The organism is Pseudomonas agarici (assembly GCF_001543125.1).
Lineage (GTDB): Bacteria > Pseudomonadota > Gammaproteobacteria > Pseudomonadales > Pseudomonadaceae > Aquipseudomonas > Aquipseudomonas agarici.
Genome location: NZ_CP014135.1, coordinates 28,297 through 46,478, shown reverse-complemented (window position 1 = coordinate 46,478; position 18,182 = coordinate 28,297). Strand labels below are relative to the sequence as shown.

Sequence of the window (18,182 nt, the reverse complement as noted above, 5' to 3'; positions counted from 1 at the left end):
CGAATTCAACTGCCCAATGCGCTCCAGTCGAATACCGGACCGAATCCACTGGCATCCTTGGCGGTCAGTGGGCGGGCGACCAGGAAGCCCTGGACAAAGGGACAGCCATTGGCTTTCAGCCACTGCGACTGCTCCAGGGTCTCCACCCCTTCGGCGATCACCAGCAGGCCGAACTGCTGGCACAGTTCGATCACGCTACGCGCCAGTGCCGCATCCCGTGGCGAGTCGAGAATCTTGGCGATCAGGTGGCGGTCGAGCTTGAGGGTGTCCAACTCCAGATCCCGCAGGTGATTCAGTGAACAATGACCGGAGCCGAAATCATCCAGGGCCACCCGCATGCCCAACGCGCGAATCCGCCGCAACTGTTTGCGCGAGGCCTCGAAATCATGCATCAGCGCCGCCTCGGTGACCTCTACCTCAAGCTGGCTGGGGCGCAGGTCGTGGCGCTCGATCACTTCCTGCAGTTCCTCGACCAGATTCGACATACAGAACTGCGTGGCACTCAGGCTCACACTCAACACCAGCTCATCGGCGAACACTCCGTTCCAGGCATGGCGCTGGGTCGCCGCCTGGCGATAGATCCAACTGCCCAGGCGGCTGATCAAGCGGACCTCCTCCAGCAACGGCAGGAACAATCCCGGCGGCACATCGCCGACACTGGGATGATGCCAGCGCAACAGGGCTTCGAAGCCACGCAGCCGGCCATCCTCCAGGGACACCTGAGGCTGATAGACCATTTTGAATTCCTGGCCCTCGATAGCCGAACGAACACTTTCCTCGAGCATCAACCGTGAACGGGCCCGTCCGTTCATCTCATGATCGTAGTAGCGATATTGCTGGCGCCCGGCGCGTTTGGCCTCATACATGGCAATGTCCGCCGCTCGCAACAGGCCATCAAGGTTGGCACCGCAATCGGGAAAGGTGGCGATACCGATGCTGACTCCCAGAGTCATGTCCATGCCGTCGATCTGCTGACGGATCGACACCCGCTCGATCAATCTTTCCGCGACCTTCGCCGCCTGCTCCGGGCGCTCCAGATCGAGCAACGTGGTGAATTCGTCACCGCCCATGCGCGCCACGATATCGAAGGGCTTGAGACAGACCTTCAATTGCTCCGAAACCCAACGCAGCACGCGATCGCCGGCTTCGTGCCCGAGGGAGTCGTTGACCCGTTTGAAGCTGTCGAGGTCCAGATACATCAACACCAGCGACTTGCGACTGGGGTCGCAACGCAACAGGGTGTTTTCCGCAGTCCGGTAAAATCCTCGACGGTTGAGCAGGCCAGTCAATGGATCGGTCACCGCCTGGAATTCCAGTTGTTGATGCAGATGATGCACCACCGACATGTCGAGCACGGTGACCACCATCGCTCGCTGATCCGCCGGCAACGGCGCACAGGACATAGCCACCGGCAGCGATTTTCCATCGCTGGTGCGCAGCAGCGCGTCGTGCAGGCGATAGATTTCCCCCTTGCGATAACCTTCGTGCAACGGGCAGTTCAGCCATTCGGGAAAGTGTGGTTGCTGCAGGAAATTCAGGAACGGCATCCCAATCAACAACGCCAGAGGTGCGTTGAGCAGACGGGAAATCGCCGGGTTGGCAAAACCGATATTGCCTTCATCATTGACCACCAGAATGCCTTCCGCGGCATTCTCCAGCACCGACGCATTGAAGGCTCGGGCCGCTTCCAGATCACGGGTCAATTGCTGCAAGGCCCGACGATTGCGCTGCTGTTCAAGCAGCGCCTGAACCTTGGGCCTGAGGATATCCGGGTTGAAGGGTTTGAACAGATAGTCCACCGCACCACTGGCATAGCCCTTGATCACGGCATCCAGGGACTGCTCATTGGCGGTGAGGAAGATAATCGGAGTCAGGCGAGTACGCTGGCTGCCGCGCATCAGGCGAGCGACTTCAAAACCGTCCATGCCGGGCATCTGCACATCCAGCAATACCAGATCGATCTCCTGCTCAAGCAGCACAGTCAGCGCTTCGATACCGGAAGCCGCCGTGACCACCTGCCAGTCCTGGCGCTCCAGTAACGCTCGCATGCTGAGCAGGTTTTCAGGATAGTCATCGACCACCAAAAGGACAGAATTGCTATCACCAGCCTTAACTTGCGCGCAATCCATGCTGCTCCTCTATGTTCAGGGAACTCTACCGGAGGTCAGACAGAAAACCGGATAATTGACAAGGACAACTCTAGTTCGGGTTCGCGCAAAAAGCAGTGACCATTGCGCCACCATTCACAACCAGTGTCGATATCCCGACTAACGGTCGATGAAAATGATTCGGGCATTCAATCGACGGAGGTGATTTTCACCGCCACACAGCAATAGCATTTTGCTAATCCGACCAACGGTTATTGGTGCAAGTCGAAGCCCGCCGGGCTCTGCACATTTCGTCGGTGTTTTGGCGTCAGCCGTTCGCCGATCTGACGTTAACAAACCAGCTTTCACCCCGTATAAAGAGTGTTCAAACCTCCAGGCTAAAGCAGTTTGTCTGAATTTTCTCAGATGATATGCCTATGCCCGTGCGTATTACGTTTTACACGGGAGACACCACCATGATCGATCTGACGACCTGGAATCTTAGCGTACCTGTCGGTACACCACCCGAGACCATCGACACGCCTAAATTAGTAGAAGGTTTCAAGAATCAGTACTTTCACTCAGACACCGGCACCTTGTTCTTCTGGTCGCCCGTAACCGGCTCCAAGACCCAAAACGCGATTTACCCACGTAGCGAGCTACGGGAAACCTACGCTGACGGAAGCGTGCACAACTGGCTCTACGGCGAAGCCAACAATTACCTGCGCGCAGCCCTGGCGGTGAACCAGGTACCGTCATCGGGCAAGATCGTTATCGGCCAGATCCATTCATACAATAGCACCAAGCCCATGCTCAAGGTCGAGTACCAATACAGCGACAGCCGCCAGACCGGGATTATCGTGGTGAAAATCCGCAGTAATCCGGACGACAGCGAAGGCCGCGTCATCCAGATCGCCGACAACGTGGCGCTGGATAAAAGCTTTACCTACCTGATTCACCTCAGCCCCGGCGGCGCCTTGAGCGTGCATGCCGCCGGCGCGGCGTGGTACACCCAGGTCGGCAACACCTGGCGCGACAAGCCGCTGTACTTCAAAGCCGGGGTCTATGTACAGGACAACACCGGGTATACCAGCGAAGGCGGAATGGTGACGTTCTACAAACTGATTATCGAACACCAGAAGAGTTGAGGGCGTATTCGCCGGGCGCCGGCCAATGGCCCCGAACTTCAAATCGGGGCTGAATGACAGACGCCGCATCAGGGCTTGGTGGTGACAGGGGCTTGCCCCTTGGGTTTTGGTGTCACTTCGGCAGGCGGCACTACGACAGGCGGTACCTTGAAGGGCGCCGGGCCTTTGGGCTTGATATCGACTTTCTTGTCTTTGCTGCTCATAACGGTTTACTCCTCTATCGAGACCTGGAATTACAGAGTGCCTGGGCAACAACTCATCGACTACTGTCATATTTGACAGTTTATTATATTATTTAACACTACTCTCTAGATCATCCTCTTCTACTACGCCCATGAAATATCGTTTTATGCTTTCTGCGGCTATTTACTATTCGGAAACCGTCTATAAACCTGTCACTTCTGACAGTAGACCAACTTACACAACCCCACCAATATAATCAGCAACCCTCATCAGGCGTGCCTTTTGCCTGTCGGCCGGTCTAAGCGCCACTCTTCATAAAGGGTGCTCGTCCCCTGGGCACTATGCCCGCAGATCGAAACTTGCAAAAGGAATGTCAGCATGGAAGATGAAACTACTCCTCGCGACACTGAAATTCCCGAACAGGCATTGGGTGCCCCCGGAGGCGCTGAAAGGATAGATAATGGCCTTTATAAAATCTACACGGATCTAACTAGCTCAATGCTGGTGGATATGGCACTCAGCGCTGATGGCAACCGCGCCCACAATGTCAAACTGTATCGTGACAACCCGGCCCCCGAGTCCACCTGGGAATTCCATTTCGATCATATCAAGCAAGGGTATTTGATTATCAATGGAAAGAACCAGAGTCGGGTACTGGAGCCCAGCGGCGATAATGTCGTTGCCGCCCCCATGACACTCGATACACGACAATTTTGGACGTTGAAGAAAGCGGGGACCCAACTCTTCTATATCGAAAACAAAAGCAACGGCAAAGTGCTAGACGTTAATGGATCTAACACGGCGGAAAATACCAACATTATCGCTTACACTTATGGGGGAACGAAAAACCAGAAATTCAAGCTGGTAAAGGCATGAAGCGCTCCCCGACTGGAGCCCAGACACCGTGACATTATATTCATGGGCACCGATGCCGATCAGTGGGCCATCGGGTCATCGTTGAGAAAGAGGCGCCGGTTGCCGAGGTATTGGCGCATGACCCGGTTCAACGATTTTGTCGCATGAAGGGCACACGCTGTCGGTCATATTTTCCAGAATCGAGTATCAACGACAGACGGAGGCAGATATGAAATGGGCCTTGGTGATGGCGTCCAGTACCGGTGGTTTCTATGTGAGCGAAATCAAGGAGTCGGAACACAAGCCGGCCTATCATCCAACCCATATTCGGGCCTGGCGCTGGATCGCCGTCGATCCCGCGGTAGAGGTGTACGTGGGCGATGTCTGGCGGGGCCATTCCTTTCGTTCGCCACAGGTCGGACAAAAGAAGGATCACCACAACCTGGAATAGATCTGGCGGACACTTTGCATCCGCCAGATCAATTGACGCGAATAAAAAAACCGTCTTGCGACGGCTTTTTCATAAACCCGGAAATGGCTTAATTGACCTTAGCGTTCAACTCACCTTTGAGGTAGCGCTGGAACATCGCTTCTAGGGAGATCGGCTTGATCCTGGAGGCGTTGCCAGCAGTGCCGAAAGCTTCGTAACGGGCAATGCACACATCGCGCATGGCGGTCACGGTGGCGCCGAAGAATTTGCGCGGGTCGAACTCGCTCGGATGGGTGGCCATCAGGCGCCGCATCGCCCCGGTGGACGCCAGGCGCAGGTCAGTGTCGATGTTGACCTTACGTACGCCGTGCTTGATACCTTCGACGATTTCCTCGACTGGCACGCCGTAGGTTTCCTTGATGTCACCACCATACTGGTTGATGATCGCCAACCACTCCTGGGGCACTGAAGACGAACCGTGCATCACCAGGTGAGTGTTGGGGATGCGCTTGTGGATTTCCTTGATACGGTCGATCGCCAGCACGTCACCGGTCGGCGGCTTGGTGAATTTGTAGGCGCCGTGACTGGTGCCGATGGCGATGGCCAACGCATCGACCTGGGTCTTCTTGACGAAGTCGGCAGCTTCTTCCGGGTCCGTCAGCATCTGGCTGTGGTCCAACACGCCTTCGGCGCCGATACCGTCTTCTTCACCGGCCATGCCGGTTTCCAGCGAGCCCAGACAGCCCAATTCGCCCTCTACCGACACACCACAGGCGTGAGCCATGGCCACGGTTTGCTGGGTGACACGGACGTTGTACTCGTAGTCGGTTGGGGTCTTGCCATCTTCGCCGAGAGAGCCGTCCATCATGACCGAGCTGAAGCCCAGTTGGATGGAGCGCTGGCAGACGTCCGGGCTAGTGCCGTGGTCCTGGTGCATGCACACCGGAATGTGCGGGAACTCTTCGATAGCCGCCAGGATCAAGTGCCGCAGGAACGGCGCGCCAGCGTATTTGCGGGCGCCGGCGGAAGCCTGGACGATCACCGGAGAGTCAGTCTTGTCAGCAGCTTCCATGATGGCGCGCATCTGCTCAAGGTTGTTGACGTTGAAGGCTGGAACGCCGTAGCCGTACTCGGCTGCGTGGTCCAGCATCTGGCGCATGCTGATAAGTGCCATTGTGTATGTCTCTCCCGGACGAGGGTCGTTAATCGTGCAAGCCTGCCGGAGCGGCGGCTGCTATTCAAGTTATTGCCGATCAGGGGCCTTACAGGCTCGACCGATCAAATCGTTGGTGGCGACCCAGTAGACCAGGCCCTCATCATCTTTTTTATGAAATGCCAACACGTTGTCGCTATACAGCACGCCGCTGTCGACCGCGCCGACCTCGGGTTTCAAACGGTACACCTGCTCGGCACCGCCGAGGCGCACGTCGACCGACTTGCCCGCGCTGTCGGCGTAACGCCAGAACACCTGCGCCTGACTGTCGCAGACCCAGCGGGTCCAGTTATCCGTCGGCGATGTCGAGGAGGACAGGTTGAAGCTGGCGCAACCGCCAAGCAGCGCCAGTGAAGCGAGGGCAATAAAGCCTTTCATGCCGGTTCCTCGACTGACGGCCCTGGCCGCCAGTACTGCCTGTAGTGAATCTGACCCGTCAAGGGCAACCCTGTTCCCGAGCCCCGGACGATGCGTCGTATTTTTCCAGTCCGTCCGGCCCCAGGCGCCCGTTCAGCACCGGCGCGGTTTGCGCCTGCCAATCGGCCTGGTAACAACCTTTGCCGTCAGCCGGAGCGCCCTCAGTCGCCGGCCCGACCTCGGGCGTGCTGGCACAACCGGCCAACACCCCCACCAGGATCAGCAGCACGAATAGCCTGACCATATGAAAACTCCCTTTCAACGGCCTATGCCACCTCAGGCCCTGGCGCGCTTTTCCAGCACTTCCACGGCCGGCAGTACCTTGCCTTCGACGAATTCGAGGAAGGCACCGCCACCGGTAGAGATATAGGAAATATCCGAAGCAACACCATATTTGTCGATGGCCGCCAGGGTGTCACCGCCACCGGCAATGGAGAATGCCGCGCTGTCGGCGATGGCCTGGGCCAGCACCTGAGTGCCATTGCCGAACTGGTCGAATTCGAAAACACCCACCGGACCGTTCCACAGGATGGTCCGGGACGACTTCAGCAACTCGGCGAAATTCGCCGCAGTCTGCGGGCCGATATCCAGGATCATGTCATCGGCGGCTACGTCGGCGATCGGCTTGACAGTGGCCACAGCGCTTTCGGCAAATTCCTTGGCAACCACCACGTCGACCGGCAACGGTACATTGACCTTGGCGGCGATGGCACGGGCGGTGTCCAGCAGATCAGGTTCGTAGAGCGACTTGCCCACCGGGTGACCCGCAGCGGCCAGGAAGGTGTTGGCGATGCCGCCGCCGACAATCAACAGGTCGCAGATCTGGCTCAGGCTGTTCAGTACATCGAGCTTGGTCGAAACCTTGGAGCCGGCGACGATGGCAGCCATCGGCTTGGCCGGCGCGCCCAGGGCCTTGCCCAGGGCATCCAGTTCTGCCGCCAGCAGCGGCCCGGCAGCGGCGACCTTGGCAAACTTGGCCACGCCGTGGGTCGAACCCTCGGCGCGGTGCGCGGTACCAAAGGCGTCCATCACGAACACGTCGCAGAGCGCGGCATATTTGTGCGCCAGCTCGTCGGCATTGTTTTTCTCGCCCTTGTTGAAGCGCACGTTCTCGAACAGCACGATGTCGCCGGACTTGACCTCGACACCGTCCAGGTAATCGGCCACCAGCGGCACATCACGGCCCAAGGCTTTGCTCAGGTAGTCGGCGACCGGCTTGAGGCTGTTCTCGGCCGAGAACTCGCCTTCGGTCGGGCGACCCAGGTGCGAGCAGATCATCACGGCGGCGCCTTTTTCCAGGGCCAGCTTGATGGTCGGCAGCGAGGCCAGGATACGCGCATCGCTGGTGACAACACCGTCCTTGACAGGGACGTTGAGGTCTTCGCGGATCAGTACGCGCTGACCTTGCAGATCGAGGTCGGTCATCTTCAACACGGTCATGGATCACAATCTCTGGTTTACGGTTTTTGGTGAACCACGTTCAGGTAATGCCCTGCAACGTCGATCATTCGGTTGGCAAAACCCCACTCGTTGTCGAACCAGGCCAGCACGTTCACCAGCCTCGGGCCGGACACGCGGGTCTGACTCGCATCGACAATCGCCGAATGTGGGTCATGGTTGAAATCACAGCTGGCATGGGGCAGCTCGGTGTAGGCCAACAGGCCCTTGAGCGGACCGCTGGTAGCGGCTTCGCGCAGGATCCGGTTGACCTCCTGGGCATCGGTATCGCTGACGGTCTGCAGGGTAATGTCCAGGCACGACACGTTCACCGTCGGCACCCGCACCGCTTTGGCCTGGATTCGTCCGGCAAGTTCCGGCAGCAGGCGCTCGATACCTCGGGCCAGGCCCGTGGACACCGGGATAATCGACTGGAACGCCGACCGCGTGCGGCGTAGGTCTTCAGCGTGGTAGGCATCGATCACCGGCTGGTCGTTCATCGCCGAGTGAATCGTGGTGATGGACACGTACTCCAGGCCGATGGACTGATTGAGCAGGCGCAACAGCGGTACACCGCAGTTGGTGGTGCAAGAGGCGTTGGACACCAGCAACTCGTCACCGGTCAAGCAATCCTGATTGACACCGTAGACGATGGTGGCATCGACATCGGTCTCGCTGGCCATCGGTTGAGAGAACAGCACCCTGGGTGCCCCGGCAGCCAGGAAACGCTCGCCATCTTCACGGGTGTGGTAAGCGCCGGAGCACTCCAGCACCAGATCGATGTCCAGAGCGGCCCAGTCGATCGCTTCTGGAGTGGCACTGCGCAAGACTTTCACGCTATGCCCATTGATATGCAAACAATCGTCCTCGACCCGTACTTCGCCGGGAAAGCGACCGTGAGTGGAATCGAAACGCGTCAGGTATTGAAGGCTGGCCAGGTCGGCCAGATCGTTCAACGCAACGATTTCAAACCCGGCCTGCGCCCCTCGCTCGAACAACGCACGCAGGACACAACGACCGATACGGCCGTAGCCGTTGAGTGCAACTCTGTAGGGACGCAGTTGGGGCATGGGGATCTCGCCGAAGCTTGAACATCAAGAACCCACGCAAAGGCGTGGATTTTTTTGCAAACGGGTTCGAGCACGAACCCGGTAGTGATCCATCACTGACCGAGCGCCTTCGCAAGCAAGCCCGGCGCCTACGAAACCGAGTCCTACAGCCATCTGGTGAACGACTCAAACCTCTAGGCGCAGGGCTTGCCCGCGAAGACCTCAGTCCGGACGAGCAATATCCGGTTCTTAGCCTTCCAGCAGCTCCTCAGCCTGGCCCAGGATGTTCTCCAGGGTGAACCCGAACGCTTCGAACAAGGCTGGCGCGGGTGCCGACTCGCCGTAGGTGGTCATACCGATCACGCGGCCTTCCAGACCCACATACTTGTACCAGTAGTCGGCGTGCGCGGCTTCGATGGCGATACGCGCGCCTACTTGCAGCGGCAACACCGCCTGCTTGTAGCTGGCATCCTGGGCATCGAACACGCTGGTGCACGGCATGGACACCACGCGCACCTTGCGGCCCTGCTCGCTCAGTTTGTCGAACGCCTGCACCGCCAGGCCGACTTCCGAACCGGTGGCGATCAGGATCAGCTCCGGCTCGCCCGAGCAATCCTTCAACACATAGCCGCCCCGGCCGATATTGTCGATCTGCGCCGCATCACGCTGTTGGTGCTGCAGGTTCTGTCGCGAGAAGATCAGCGCCGAAGGGCCGTCCTTGCGCTCGATGGCGTGTTTCCAGGCCACGGCGGATTCCACCGCGTCGGCAGGACGCCAGGTGTCTAGGTTCGGCGTGCAACGCAGGCTTGCCAGTTGCTCGATCGGCTGGTGGGTCGGGCCGTCTTCACCCAGGCCGATGGAGTCGTGGGTGTAGACATGGATCACGCGTTTCTTCATCAACGCCGACATGCGCACGGCATTGCGCGCGTATTCCATGAACATCAGGAAGGTCGCGCCATAAGGCAGCAGGCCGCCGTGCAGGGTGACGCCGTTCATGATCGCGGTCATGCCGAATTCACGCACGCCGTAGTACATATAGTTACCGCTGGCGTCTTCAGCACTGACGCCCTGGCAACCTTTCCACAAGGTCAGGTTGGAACCCGCGAGGTCAGCCGAACCGCCGAGGAGTTCGGGCAACAGCGGACCGAAGGCATTCAAGGTGTTCTGGCTGGCCTTGCGGCTGGCGATGGTTTCGCCCTTGGCCGCGACCTCGGCAATATAAGCCGAGGCCCTTTCCGAGAAATCGGCCGGTAACTCGCCGCTCAGACGCCGCACCAGCTCATTGGCTTCAGTCGGGAAGGCCACGGAGTAGGCCGCGAAACGCTGGTCCCACTCGGCTTCGACGGCGCGCCCGGCTTCCTTGGCATTCCACTCGGCATAGATGTCGGCCGGAATTTCGAACGGGCCATGGTTCCACTTCAGCGCCGCACGGGTCAGGGCAATCTCCGCGTCACCCAGCGGAGCGCCGTGGCAGTCTTCCTTGCCTTGCTTGTTCGGCGAACCGAAGCCGATGGTGGTCTTGCAACAAATCAGGGTCGGCTGCTCACTCTTGCGCGCGGTCTCGATGGCGGTCTTGATCTCTTCAGGATCGTGGCCGTCGACGTTGCGGATCACCTGCCAATTGTAGGACTCGAAACGCTTCGGCGTATCGTCGGTGAACCAGCCCTCGACTTCTCCGTCGATGGAGATGCCGTTGTCATCGTAGAAGGCGATCAGCTTACCCAGGCCCAGAGTGCCGGCCAGAGACGCGACTTCATGGGAAATACCTTCCATCATGCAACCATCACCGAGGAACACATAAGTGTGGTGGTCGACGATGTTGTGGCCGGGGCGGTTGAACTGAGCAGCCAGGACTTTTTCCGCCAGGGCGAAGCCAACGGCATTGGCCAGGCCTTGACCGAGCGGACCAGTGGTGGTTTCAACGCCCGGGGTGTAGCCGTACTCCGGGTGACCTGGGGTGCGGCTGTGCAACTGGCGAAAGTTCTTCAGGTCGTCGATGGACAAGTCGTAGCCGGTCAGGTGCAGCAACGAGTAGATCAGCATCGAACCATGGCCGTTGGACAGGACAAAGCGGTCACGGTCGGCGAAGGATGGGTTGCTCGGATTGTGCTTCAGATAATCGCGCCAAAGCACTTCGGCGATATCCGCCATGCCCATGGGGGCACCGGGATGGCCGCTGTTGGCTTTTTGCACGGCATCCATGCTGAGGGCACGAATGGCGTTGGCACGCTCACGACGGCTGGGCATCACTGATCTCCTGGGGCTTGAATAAAACGAAACAGAAAAAGGCGAGCATTTTCTCTCAGGGAACGCCCTCGGGGCAATGATAGATAATCGCTCGGCCATGTTTTTCCTGCCGATAGTTGCGCATTGCACGGGGGAAACCTTTGCGCGCCTCGTCTGTATAGACACGGGCGGAGGGGAAAGTGCCATTTATCGTGCAATATCAAAACTTTTTGATATTGCACTTGCGAGACGCTCCGACGCTCACTAGACTGCTGGCCTTATGAACCTACGTGCACCTGCCCCGCGTCATGATCACTGCGACGAACTGTCCATCCTGTGCAAGGCTGGCGGCGACCCGTTGCGGCTCAATGTATTGCGGGCACTGGCCAATGATTCGTTCGGGGTACTGGAGCTGGCGCAGATCTTCGCCATCGGTCAGTCCGGCATGAGCCATCACCTGAAAGTGCTGGCCCAGGCCGATCTGGTCGCTACCCGTCGCGAAGGTAATGCGATTTTTTACCGTCGAGCCCTGCCTCACCCCGAGCTGCCCGGTGGCAAGCTGCATGCTGCCCTGCTCGACGAGGTGGATAACCTCCAACTGCCGGGCGAAGTGCAGGCACGCATCGCCCTGGTCCACGGACAGCGTGCAGCCGCCAGCCAGGACTTTTTCTCACGGGTTGCGGAGAAATTCAGCGCCCAGCAGGACCTGATCGCCGGCTTGCCGCAATACCGCGAAAGCATCCTGGCCCTGCTCGACAAACTCAGCTTCGACCCTGGCGCCAGGGCCTTGGAAGTGGGCCCAGGCGACGGCGGTTTCCTGCCCGACCTGGCGCGACGTTTCCAGCAAGTTACGGCGTTGGACAATAGCCCGGTGATGCTCGAACTGGCGCGCCATCTATGCGAACGCCAATCACTGACTAATGTCAGCCTGCAGTTGGCCGATGCATTGCTGGGCCACAATATCCAGGCCGACTGCGTGGTCCTGAATATGGTCTTGCATCATTTTGCCGCGCCAGCCGAGGCCCTCAAGCAAATGGCCGCGCTGCTGCGGCCCGGCGGCAGTCTGCTGATAACCGAATTGTGCAGCCACAACCAGAGTTGGGCCAGGGAGGCCTGCGGTGATCTGTGGTTGGGGTTTGAACAGGAAGATCTGGCCCGTTGGGCCACTGCTGCGGGGCTCATGCCCGGGGACAGCCTCTATGTAGGCTTACGTAATGGTTTCCAGATCCAGGTTCGCCACTTTCAGCGACCGGCTGGCACCACTCAACATCGGTAAATTCAGGAAAACCATCGATATGAGCGAATATTCCGTTTTCACCTCCGAGTCCGTGTCCGAAGGGCACCCGGACAAAATCGCCGACCAAATCTCCGATGCGGTGCTGGACGCCATCATCGCCGAAGACAAGTTCGCCCGCGTCGCGTGCGAAACCCTGGTGAAAACCGGTGTCGCCATCATCGCTGGCGAAGTGACCACTTCGGCCTGGGTCGACCTCGAAGACATCGTGCGTAACGTGATCCTCGACATTGGCTACAACAGCTCCGACGTCGGTTTCGACGGTGCGACCTGCGGGGTGATGAACATTATCGGCAAGCAGTCAGTGGACATCGCCCAGGGCGTTGACCGCAGCAAGCCGGAAGACCAGGGTGCCGGCGACCAGGGCCTGATGTTCGGCTACGCCAGCAACGAAACCGTGGAACTGATGCCAGCGCCGATCGCATTCTCGCACCAACTGGTGCAGCGCCAGGCCGAAGCGCGTAAATCCGGGCTGCTGCCATGGCTGCGCCCGGACGCCAAATCGCAGGTGACTTGCCGTTACGAAGGCGGCAAAGTCGTTGGCGTCGATGCTATCGTTCTATCGACCCAGCACAATCCCGACGTGTCCTACAACGACCTGCGCGAAGGCGTGATGGAACTGATCGTCAAGCACGTCATCCCGGCGAAACTGCTGACCAAGGACACTCAGTTCCATATCAACCCGACCGGCAACTTCATCATCGGTGGCCCGGTGGGCGACTGCGGCCTGACCGGTCGCAAGATCATCGTCGACAGCTACGGCGGCATGGCCCGTCACGGCGGCGGCGCATTCTCCGGCAAGGACCCCTCGAAGGTTGACCGTTCCGCAGCCTATGCCGGTCGCTACGTGGCCAAAAACATCGTTGCCGCCGGCCTCGCCGACCGCTGCGAAATCCAGGTTTCCTATGCAATCGGCGTCGCTCAACCGACTTCGATTTCATTGAACACCTTTGGCACTGGCAAGATCAGCGATGACAAGATCATCAAGCTGGTTCGCGAAATCTTCGACCTGCGCCCATACGCCATCACCACCATGCTCGACCTGCTGCACCCGATGTACCAGGAAACCGCAGCCTACGGCCACTTTGGACGCACCCCGCAGCAGAAGACTGTCGGCAACGACACCTTCACCACCTTTACCTGGGAAAAAACCGACCGTGTGGATGCTCTTCGAGCCGCCGCCGGCCTGTAATGTCGCCTGCGTTACCAAAGCCCTCCCTGGTCGGCCAGGGAGGGCTTTTTCATGCTGCCTCGGCGGCTGAAACAAACAGACTCAAAACCTGCAGACGCCCAGCCATATTGCCAGGACCCAGGCCACGGCGCCGGGCGACCCGTTCGAGCAAAGCGACATACGGGGTAAGAAAACCTAGCCCGCCACGGCGCTTTTTTTCGCCCGGACTGATCTAGGCTGTGTTTTTTAGTCGAGCAAGGATGCTCTGGTATGCGTGTTTTCCATGGTTGGATATGTCTGGCATGGTGCTTCAACGCCTATGCCGGTCAATGCCCGGAATGGCCAGCGGAACGCGCCCGACGCGAAGCCGATGCCCTCCGGCAACAACTGGCGCGCTGGGACGAGCGCTACCATCGCCAGGGCATTTCGCCAGTGGCCGACGAACTCTACGATCAATCCCGCCAGACCTTCGAGCACTGGCGCCGATGCTTCGCCCTGCCGCGTGAGCCAGCGGACGAGCCGTTGCTCAAAGCCCGTGGAACCCTTGCCCACCCAATCCCCCATACCGGGCTGGACAAGCTGCCGGACGACGAGTCGGTTCGGGCGTGGATGAAGGACCGCGAGGACCTGTGGATTCAACCTAAGGTCGATGGCGTTGCCGTGACCCTGGTTTATCACCAAGGCCGACTGCATCGGGCCATCAGTCGCGGCGATGGACTCAAGGGCCAGGACTGGACCGACAATGCGCGCCGGATCGCCGCTATCCCGTCGCAACTGCCGCAACCCGTGGACCTGCTGTTGCAGGGAGAGTTGTACTGGCGCCTGGTGAACCATGTACAAGCCCAAGACGGTGGCCTGAATGCCCGTAGCAAGGTCGCGGGGCTGATGGCACGGCACCAGCTCCCAGCCACGGAGGCCGAAAGTATCGGCCTGTTTGTCTGGGACTGGCCCGACGGGCCATCGACCCAACTCGAACGCCTGCAAGGCCTGAGCGCTCTCGGCTTCAGCGACAGCGAACCCTACAGTCAACCGATCAAGCAGTTTGCCGAGGCACGGGACTGGCGCGACTACTGGTATCACCAGCCGCTGCCCTTCGCCAGCGACGGCGTGGTACTGCGCCAGGGCCAGCGACCAGCGGCACAACGCTGGCAAGCCCGGCCGCCTCATTGGAGCGTCGCCTGGAAATACCCGCATGCCCAGGCATTGGCCCATGTTCGCAACGTCAGCTTCAAGATCGGCCGTACCGGACGCATCACGCCGATGCTCGAACTGATCCCCGTGCGCCTGGATGACCGGCACATCCAGCGAATCAGCGTCGGCTCCCTGCAACGCTGGCGCAAGCTGGATATTCGCCCTGGCGATCAGGTAACCATCAGTCTTGCCGGCCTGACCATCCCACGCTTGGAGGGTGTGGCCTGGCGCAGTGTGGAGCGAGAACCGGTCGACGTTCCCGATCCGGATGATTTCCATGCATCGAGCTGCTGGCAAAACAGCCTCGGCTGCGAAAGCCAGTTCCTCGCCCGCCTGATATGGCTGAGCGGCAAACAAGGCCTGGAACTGCCACACCTGGGTCGTGGCACCTGGGAAAAGCTGATTCAGGCTGGCCGTTTGCAACACCTGCTCGATTGGCTGACCCTTGATGCTCGAGAGCTTGCTAACATTGCAGGCTTCGGTGCAAGCCGCAGCCTGCAATGGCTCGACAGTGTGCAGGTGGCTCGGCAACGGCCATTCGAACGCTGGCTCAAGGCGCTGGGGCTGCCGGCGCCCGCCGGTATCAGATTGGCTGGCACCTGGCCTGGGCTGGCCAGTCGAACCACCGAAGACTGGCAGGCACAACCTGGGATCGGACCCATGCGAGCCGCGCAACTGAGTGCCTTCTTCCGCGATCCACAGGTAATGGCCCTGGCTGAGTCGTTACGTGCCGCCGGGGTCGATGGGTTTTGAGGTCAGCATTGCCCACTGATCCGGATCTGCCATAAAAAAGCGGATTGGTTTTATTGATTCATTACTCTTTTCATTATTTTTTCAACACGGAGTTCTTCATGAAATTTCTCTCACCGCTGACTCTCTTCACCTTGTGCAGCGTGATGGTCGCCCCGCTCCTGGCAGCAGAAGAACAACTCGAACTGACCGGCTGTGCCGCCAAACGCCAGGCCATCGGCAGTCAGCTCGAAATTGCCAAGGCCCAAGGCAACAGCGACCAGCAGGCCGGTCTGGAAAAAGCCCTGGATGCAGTGACCACCCATTGCACCGAGGCCTCACTAAAAAAGGAGCGAGAAACCAATGCGCTCGAAGCCAGGCACGAAGTCAGCCGCCGTCAGGCCGACCTCGACAAAGCGATGAAAAAAGGCGATCCGGACAAGATCAACAAGCGCAAGGAAAAGCTGGCTGAGTCGCGCAAGGAGTTACAGGGCGCGCTGGATGAGCTGGACAAGTGACGCGCCATCGGCCCGTGGGGCCAGCGAATCAGTGATCGCGAAACTCTTTATGACAAGCACCACAGGCGTTTTCGACTTTCTCTACCGCAGGCTTGAGGGTGCTCGCCTGGTAGGGTTGGACCTGGCTGGCGATCACCAGTTGGCCGGTAGCCTCTTCCAGCGAGCGCGCCAGCTCCTGGAAACGCGCCTGCTTCTGCCAGACCTCGGCCTTGGCACTGGTATGCTCCGTTTCCTTGACCTGCGGGAAATGCTGCCACGGTTCGTGGGACAAACCTTCAAGCTTGCTCGCACCCTCGGCAAACCGCGGACCGTCGAAGGGGATACGGCCGCGCAACATGCCACCCAGGTCTTCACTGGTCTTGAGCATCTGTTTGAAAATGGCCTTGCGCTGACCCAGTGGCGAGTTCGGATCAATGCCGCCACAGGCAACTAGGGTGAAACAGGCCAGCAATACCACGGGAAATCTTTTAAGCGTCATGATGGCTTCAGGTCATGGGAGACGGCGGTCAGTATCCTCGCCTCGACCTCAAAGACCAATAGGCCCAAGGGCCAATATCCTTACTAACTGAATGGGTTACCTGCACAACGACTGAACGGGTAGTGACTCAAGGAATACGCTTGCTGATGAACACCACTTTCAAACGCCTGGGCTGGAGTATTTTCGCGCTGGCCCTGCTCGCCGGCTGCAATGGCAAGGACAACCAGCCCCACGAGCCGATGACCACCTACGTCAAAGCAGATTGGGACGCCTTGCCGAAGGTTGCCGATGCCGACCTGCTGGCCGGTTTTGCTTCATGGCGCAGTGCCTGTACCCGGCTGAATAACGACGCCCACTGGGCAACGACCTGTGCCGCCGCCGCCACTGTGACAGAAACACCCACCGCCATACGCGCCTTCCTCCAGCAGAACCTTGAGGTCTATGGGCTGCGTTCCGCGCAAAACAGTGCCGATGGGCTGATCACCGGTTATTACGAACCGGTCTATCCCGGCAGCCTGACCCGCACCGTCAACGCTTCGGTGCCTGTCTATGGCGTACCCGACGATCTGATCATCGTGCAACTGGACAGCCTCTACCCCGAGTTGAAAGGCAAGCGTCTGCGCGGACGCCTGGACGGTCGGGTCATCAAGCCCTATGACGATGCGGCGCTGATCGCTACCCAAGGCGTCAAGGCGCCGGTGCTGGCCTGGCTGACCAACCCGATGGACCTGCAATTCCTGCAGATCCAGGGCTCTGGCCGCATCCGCCTGGACGACGGCAGGCAACTGCGAATCGGTTACGCCGACCAAAACGGCCACCCTTATCGTGCCATCGGTCGCTGGCTGGTGGAGCAAGGCGAACTGAAGAAAGAAGACGTCACCATGGGCACCATCGCCGCCTGGGCCAAAGCGCACCCGACGCGCATCCCGGAGCTGCTGGGCAGCAACCCAAGCTATGTGTTCTTTGCCCGCAACCCGGACAGCAACGAAGGCCCACGCGGCTCGCTGAACGTGCCCCTGACCGCCGGCTACAGCGTGGCGGTGGACCGCAAGGTGATTCCGCTGGGCAGTCTGTTGTGGCTGTCGACCACCAAGCCCGATGGCAGCGCCCTGGTCCGTCCGGTGGCCGCCCAGGATACCGGCGGGGCGATTTCCGGCGAGGTGCGGGCCGACCTGTTCTGGGGCACAGGCGATGCCGCCGGGCAACTGGCGGGAGACATGAAACAGAAGGGCAATATCTGGATGCTCTGGCCTAAAGGCATGGCCTTGCCGCAAACGTCTGCCGTAGGGAGTTGAATCGGCTCAAAGAGGGTGACGAGGCAAGGCGACACCCTCTTTGCCGCTCACACCGAGGGAAACCAGCCTCTCGCAATCAGCGCCACCTCGGCACACTTATACCGACCAGCCCCTCTTCACCTCCCCCAAAAGAACATTCCGAATTATTTTTGGGATGGATCTGACAGTTATTCCTTTTCCGCTTTGTTAGCGTCTACCTCGATTTAAATTTGCCTGGCTCGGCCTGGCGCGAATTTATTGCGCTTGGAGTTGCTCTGCCAGCGCGCCCAAGCCTGTCCTAGCTGGGCAAAAAACAACAATAAAAACTGCGTCCTCGACAACCTACGCCGAGACCTCCAGAGCAAGGAAGTAGGCCCATGGCACCACCTCCATCCGCATATTTCAACCTCTCCAATTCCGATGCCTCCAGCCAGGGCTGGGCGGGCATGCCCTCACACTCCCGATCACCGCGTCCTGTACGC

General features: G+C 59.4%; 17 protein-coding genes. 8 read left to right on the top strand and 9 right to left on the bottom strand.

What is annotated here, in order from left to right:
- Positions 1–5 precede the first annotated feature (5 nt).
- Positions 6–2,129, bottom strand: a complete 2,124-nt coding sequence (locus tag AWM79_RS00170) for a putative bifunctional diguanylate cyclase/phosphodiesterase (protein ID WP_060781870.1) — start codon at positions 2,127–2,129, stop codon at positions 6–8.
- A 434-nt stretch (positions 2,130–2,563) separates the two neighbouring features.
- On the opposite strand from AWM79_RS00170, the gene AWM79_RS00165 reads away from it, so the two are divergent.
- Positions 2,564–3,235, top strand: a complete 672-nt coding sequence (locus tag AWM79_RS00165; RefSeq protein ID WP_060781869.1) for a polysaccharide lyase family 7 protein — start codon at positions 2,564–2,566, stop codon at positions 3,233–3,235.
- A 68-nt stretch (positions 3,236–3,303) separates the two neighbouring features.
- Here the strand turns inward: AWM79_RS00165 and AWM79_RS25840 are convergent, their stop codons facing one another.
- The gene (locus AWM79_RS25840) at positions 3,304–3,438 is read right to left on the bottom strand and encodes a hypothetical protein (protein WP_279615807.1); all 135 of its coding nucleotides are present in this window, start codon (positions 3,436–3,438) and stop codon (positions 3,304–3,306) included.
- Between the two features lie 358 nt (positions 3,439–3,796).
- Between AWM79_RS25840 and AWM79_RS00160 the strand changes: the two genes are divergently transcribed.
- Both AWM79_RS00160 and AWM79_RS00155 read left to right on the top strand, forming a co-directional pair.
- Positions 3,797–4,294, top strand: a complete 498-nt coding sequence (locus tag AWM79_RS00160) for an RICIN domain-containing protein (RefSeq protein ID WP_060781868.1) — start codon at positions 3,797–3,799, stop codon at positions 4,292–4,294.
- 208 nt (positions 4,295–4,502) lie between these two features.
- Entirely contained in the window at positions 4,503–4,724 is a 222-nt protein-coding gene (locus tag AWM79_RS00155) for a hypothetical protein (RefSeq protein WP_060781867.1), read from the top strand.
- Between the two features lie 88 nt (positions 4,725–4,812).
- Here AWM79_RS00155 and fba read toward each other — a convergent pair whose 3' ends face one another.
- From fba to tkt, 6 genes are all read right to left on the bottom strand, one after another.
- Positions 4,813–5,877 (bottom strand): class II fructose-bisphosphate aldolase, encoded by a 1,065-nt coding sequence (gene fba / locus AWM79_RS00150; protein WP_060781866.1) that lies wholly within the window; start codon positions 5,875–5,877, stop codon positions 4,813–4,815.
- A 69-nt stretch (positions 5,878–5,946) separates the two neighbouring features.
- A complete protein-coding gene (locus AWM79_RS00145) occupies positions 5,947–6,294 on the bottom strand; it encodes an MliC family protein (RefSeq protein ID WP_060781865.1) in 348 nt (115 codons plus the stop codon).
- Positions 6,295–6,352: 58 nt separating this feature from the next.
- Positions 6,353–6,577 (bottom strand): hypothetical protein, encoded by a 225-nt coding sequence (locus AWM79_RS00140; protein WP_060781864.1) that lies wholly within the window; start codon positions 6,575–6,577, stop codon positions 6,353–6,355.
- Between the two features lie 32 nt (positions 6,578–6,609).
- Positions 6,610–7,773, bottom strand: coding sequence for a phosphoglycerate kinase (locus AWM79_RS00135; RefSeq protein ID WP_060781863.1), 1,164 nt, complete (start codon positions 7,771–7,773; stop codon positions 6,610–6,612).
- Between the two features lie 17 nt (positions 7,774–7,790).
- The gene (gene epd, locus AWM79_RS00130) at positions 7,791–8,840 is read right to left on the bottom strand and encodes an erythrose-4-phosphate dehydrogenase (RefSeq protein WP_060781862.1); all 1,050 of its coding nucleotides are present in this window, start codon (positions 8,838–8,840) and stop codon (positions 7,791–7,793) included.
- Positions 8,841–9,068: 228 nt separating this feature from the next.
- Positions 9,069–11,066, bottom strand: coding sequence for a transketolase (tkt, locus tag AWM79_RS00125; RefSeq protein WP_060781861.1), 1,998 nt, complete (start codon positions 11,064–11,066; stop codon positions 9,069–9,071).
- Positions 11,067–11,325: 259 nt separating this feature from the next.
- On the opposite strand from tkt, the gene AWM79_RS00120 reads away from it, so the two are divergent.
- From AWM79_RS00120 to AWM79_RS00105, 4 genes are all read left to right on the top strand, one after another.
- Entirely contained in the window at positions 11,326–12,321 is a 996-nt protein-coding gene (locus tag AWM79_RS00120; RefSeq protein ID WP_060781860.1) for an ArsR/SmtB family transcription factor, read from the top strand.
- Between the two features lie 19 nt (positions 12,322–12,340).
- Complete coding sequence (gene metK / locus AWM79_RS00115) at positions 12,341–13,531, top strand: methionine adenosyltransferase (RefSeq protein WP_017130059.1); 1,191 nt, start codon at positions 12,341–12,343, stop codon at positions 13,529–13,531.
- A 249-nt stretch (positions 13,532–13,780) separates the two neighbouring features.
- Positions 13,781–15,454, top strand: coding sequence for an NAD-dependent DNA ligase LigB (gene ligB / locus AWM79_RS00110; RefSeq protein ID WP_060781859.1), 1,674 nt, complete (start codon positions 13,781–13,783; stop codon positions 15,452–15,454).
- Positions 15,455–15,552: 98 nt separating this feature from the next.
- On the top strand, positions 15,553–15,948 hold the full coding sequence (locus AWM79_RS00105; RefSeq protein WP_060781858.1) for a DUF1090 domain-containing protein: 396 nt from the start codon (positions 15,553–15,555) through the stop codon (positions 15,946–15,948).
- 28 nt (positions 15,949–15,976) lie between these two features.
- Here AWM79_RS00105 and AWM79_RS00100 read toward each other — a convergent pair whose 3' ends face one another.
- On the bottom strand, positions 15,977–16,426 hold the full coding sequence (locus tag AWM79_RS00100) for a c-type cytochrome (RefSeq protein ID WP_026012973.1): 450 nt from the start codon (positions 16,424–16,426) through the stop codon (positions 15,977–15,979).
- A gap of 146 nt (positions 16,427–16,572) precedes the next feature.
- Here AWM79_RS00100 and mltA point away from each other — a divergent pair, with 146 nt between their 5' ends.
- Positions 16,573–17,721 carry a murein transglycosylase A gene (gene mltA, locus AWM79_RS00095; RefSeq protein ID WP_060781857.1) on the top strand — a complete coding sequence of 383 codons (1,149 nt, stop codon included), beginning with the start codon at positions 16,573–16,575 and terminating at the stop codon, positions 17,719–17,721.
- Positions 17,722–18,182 lie beyond the last annotated feature (461 nt).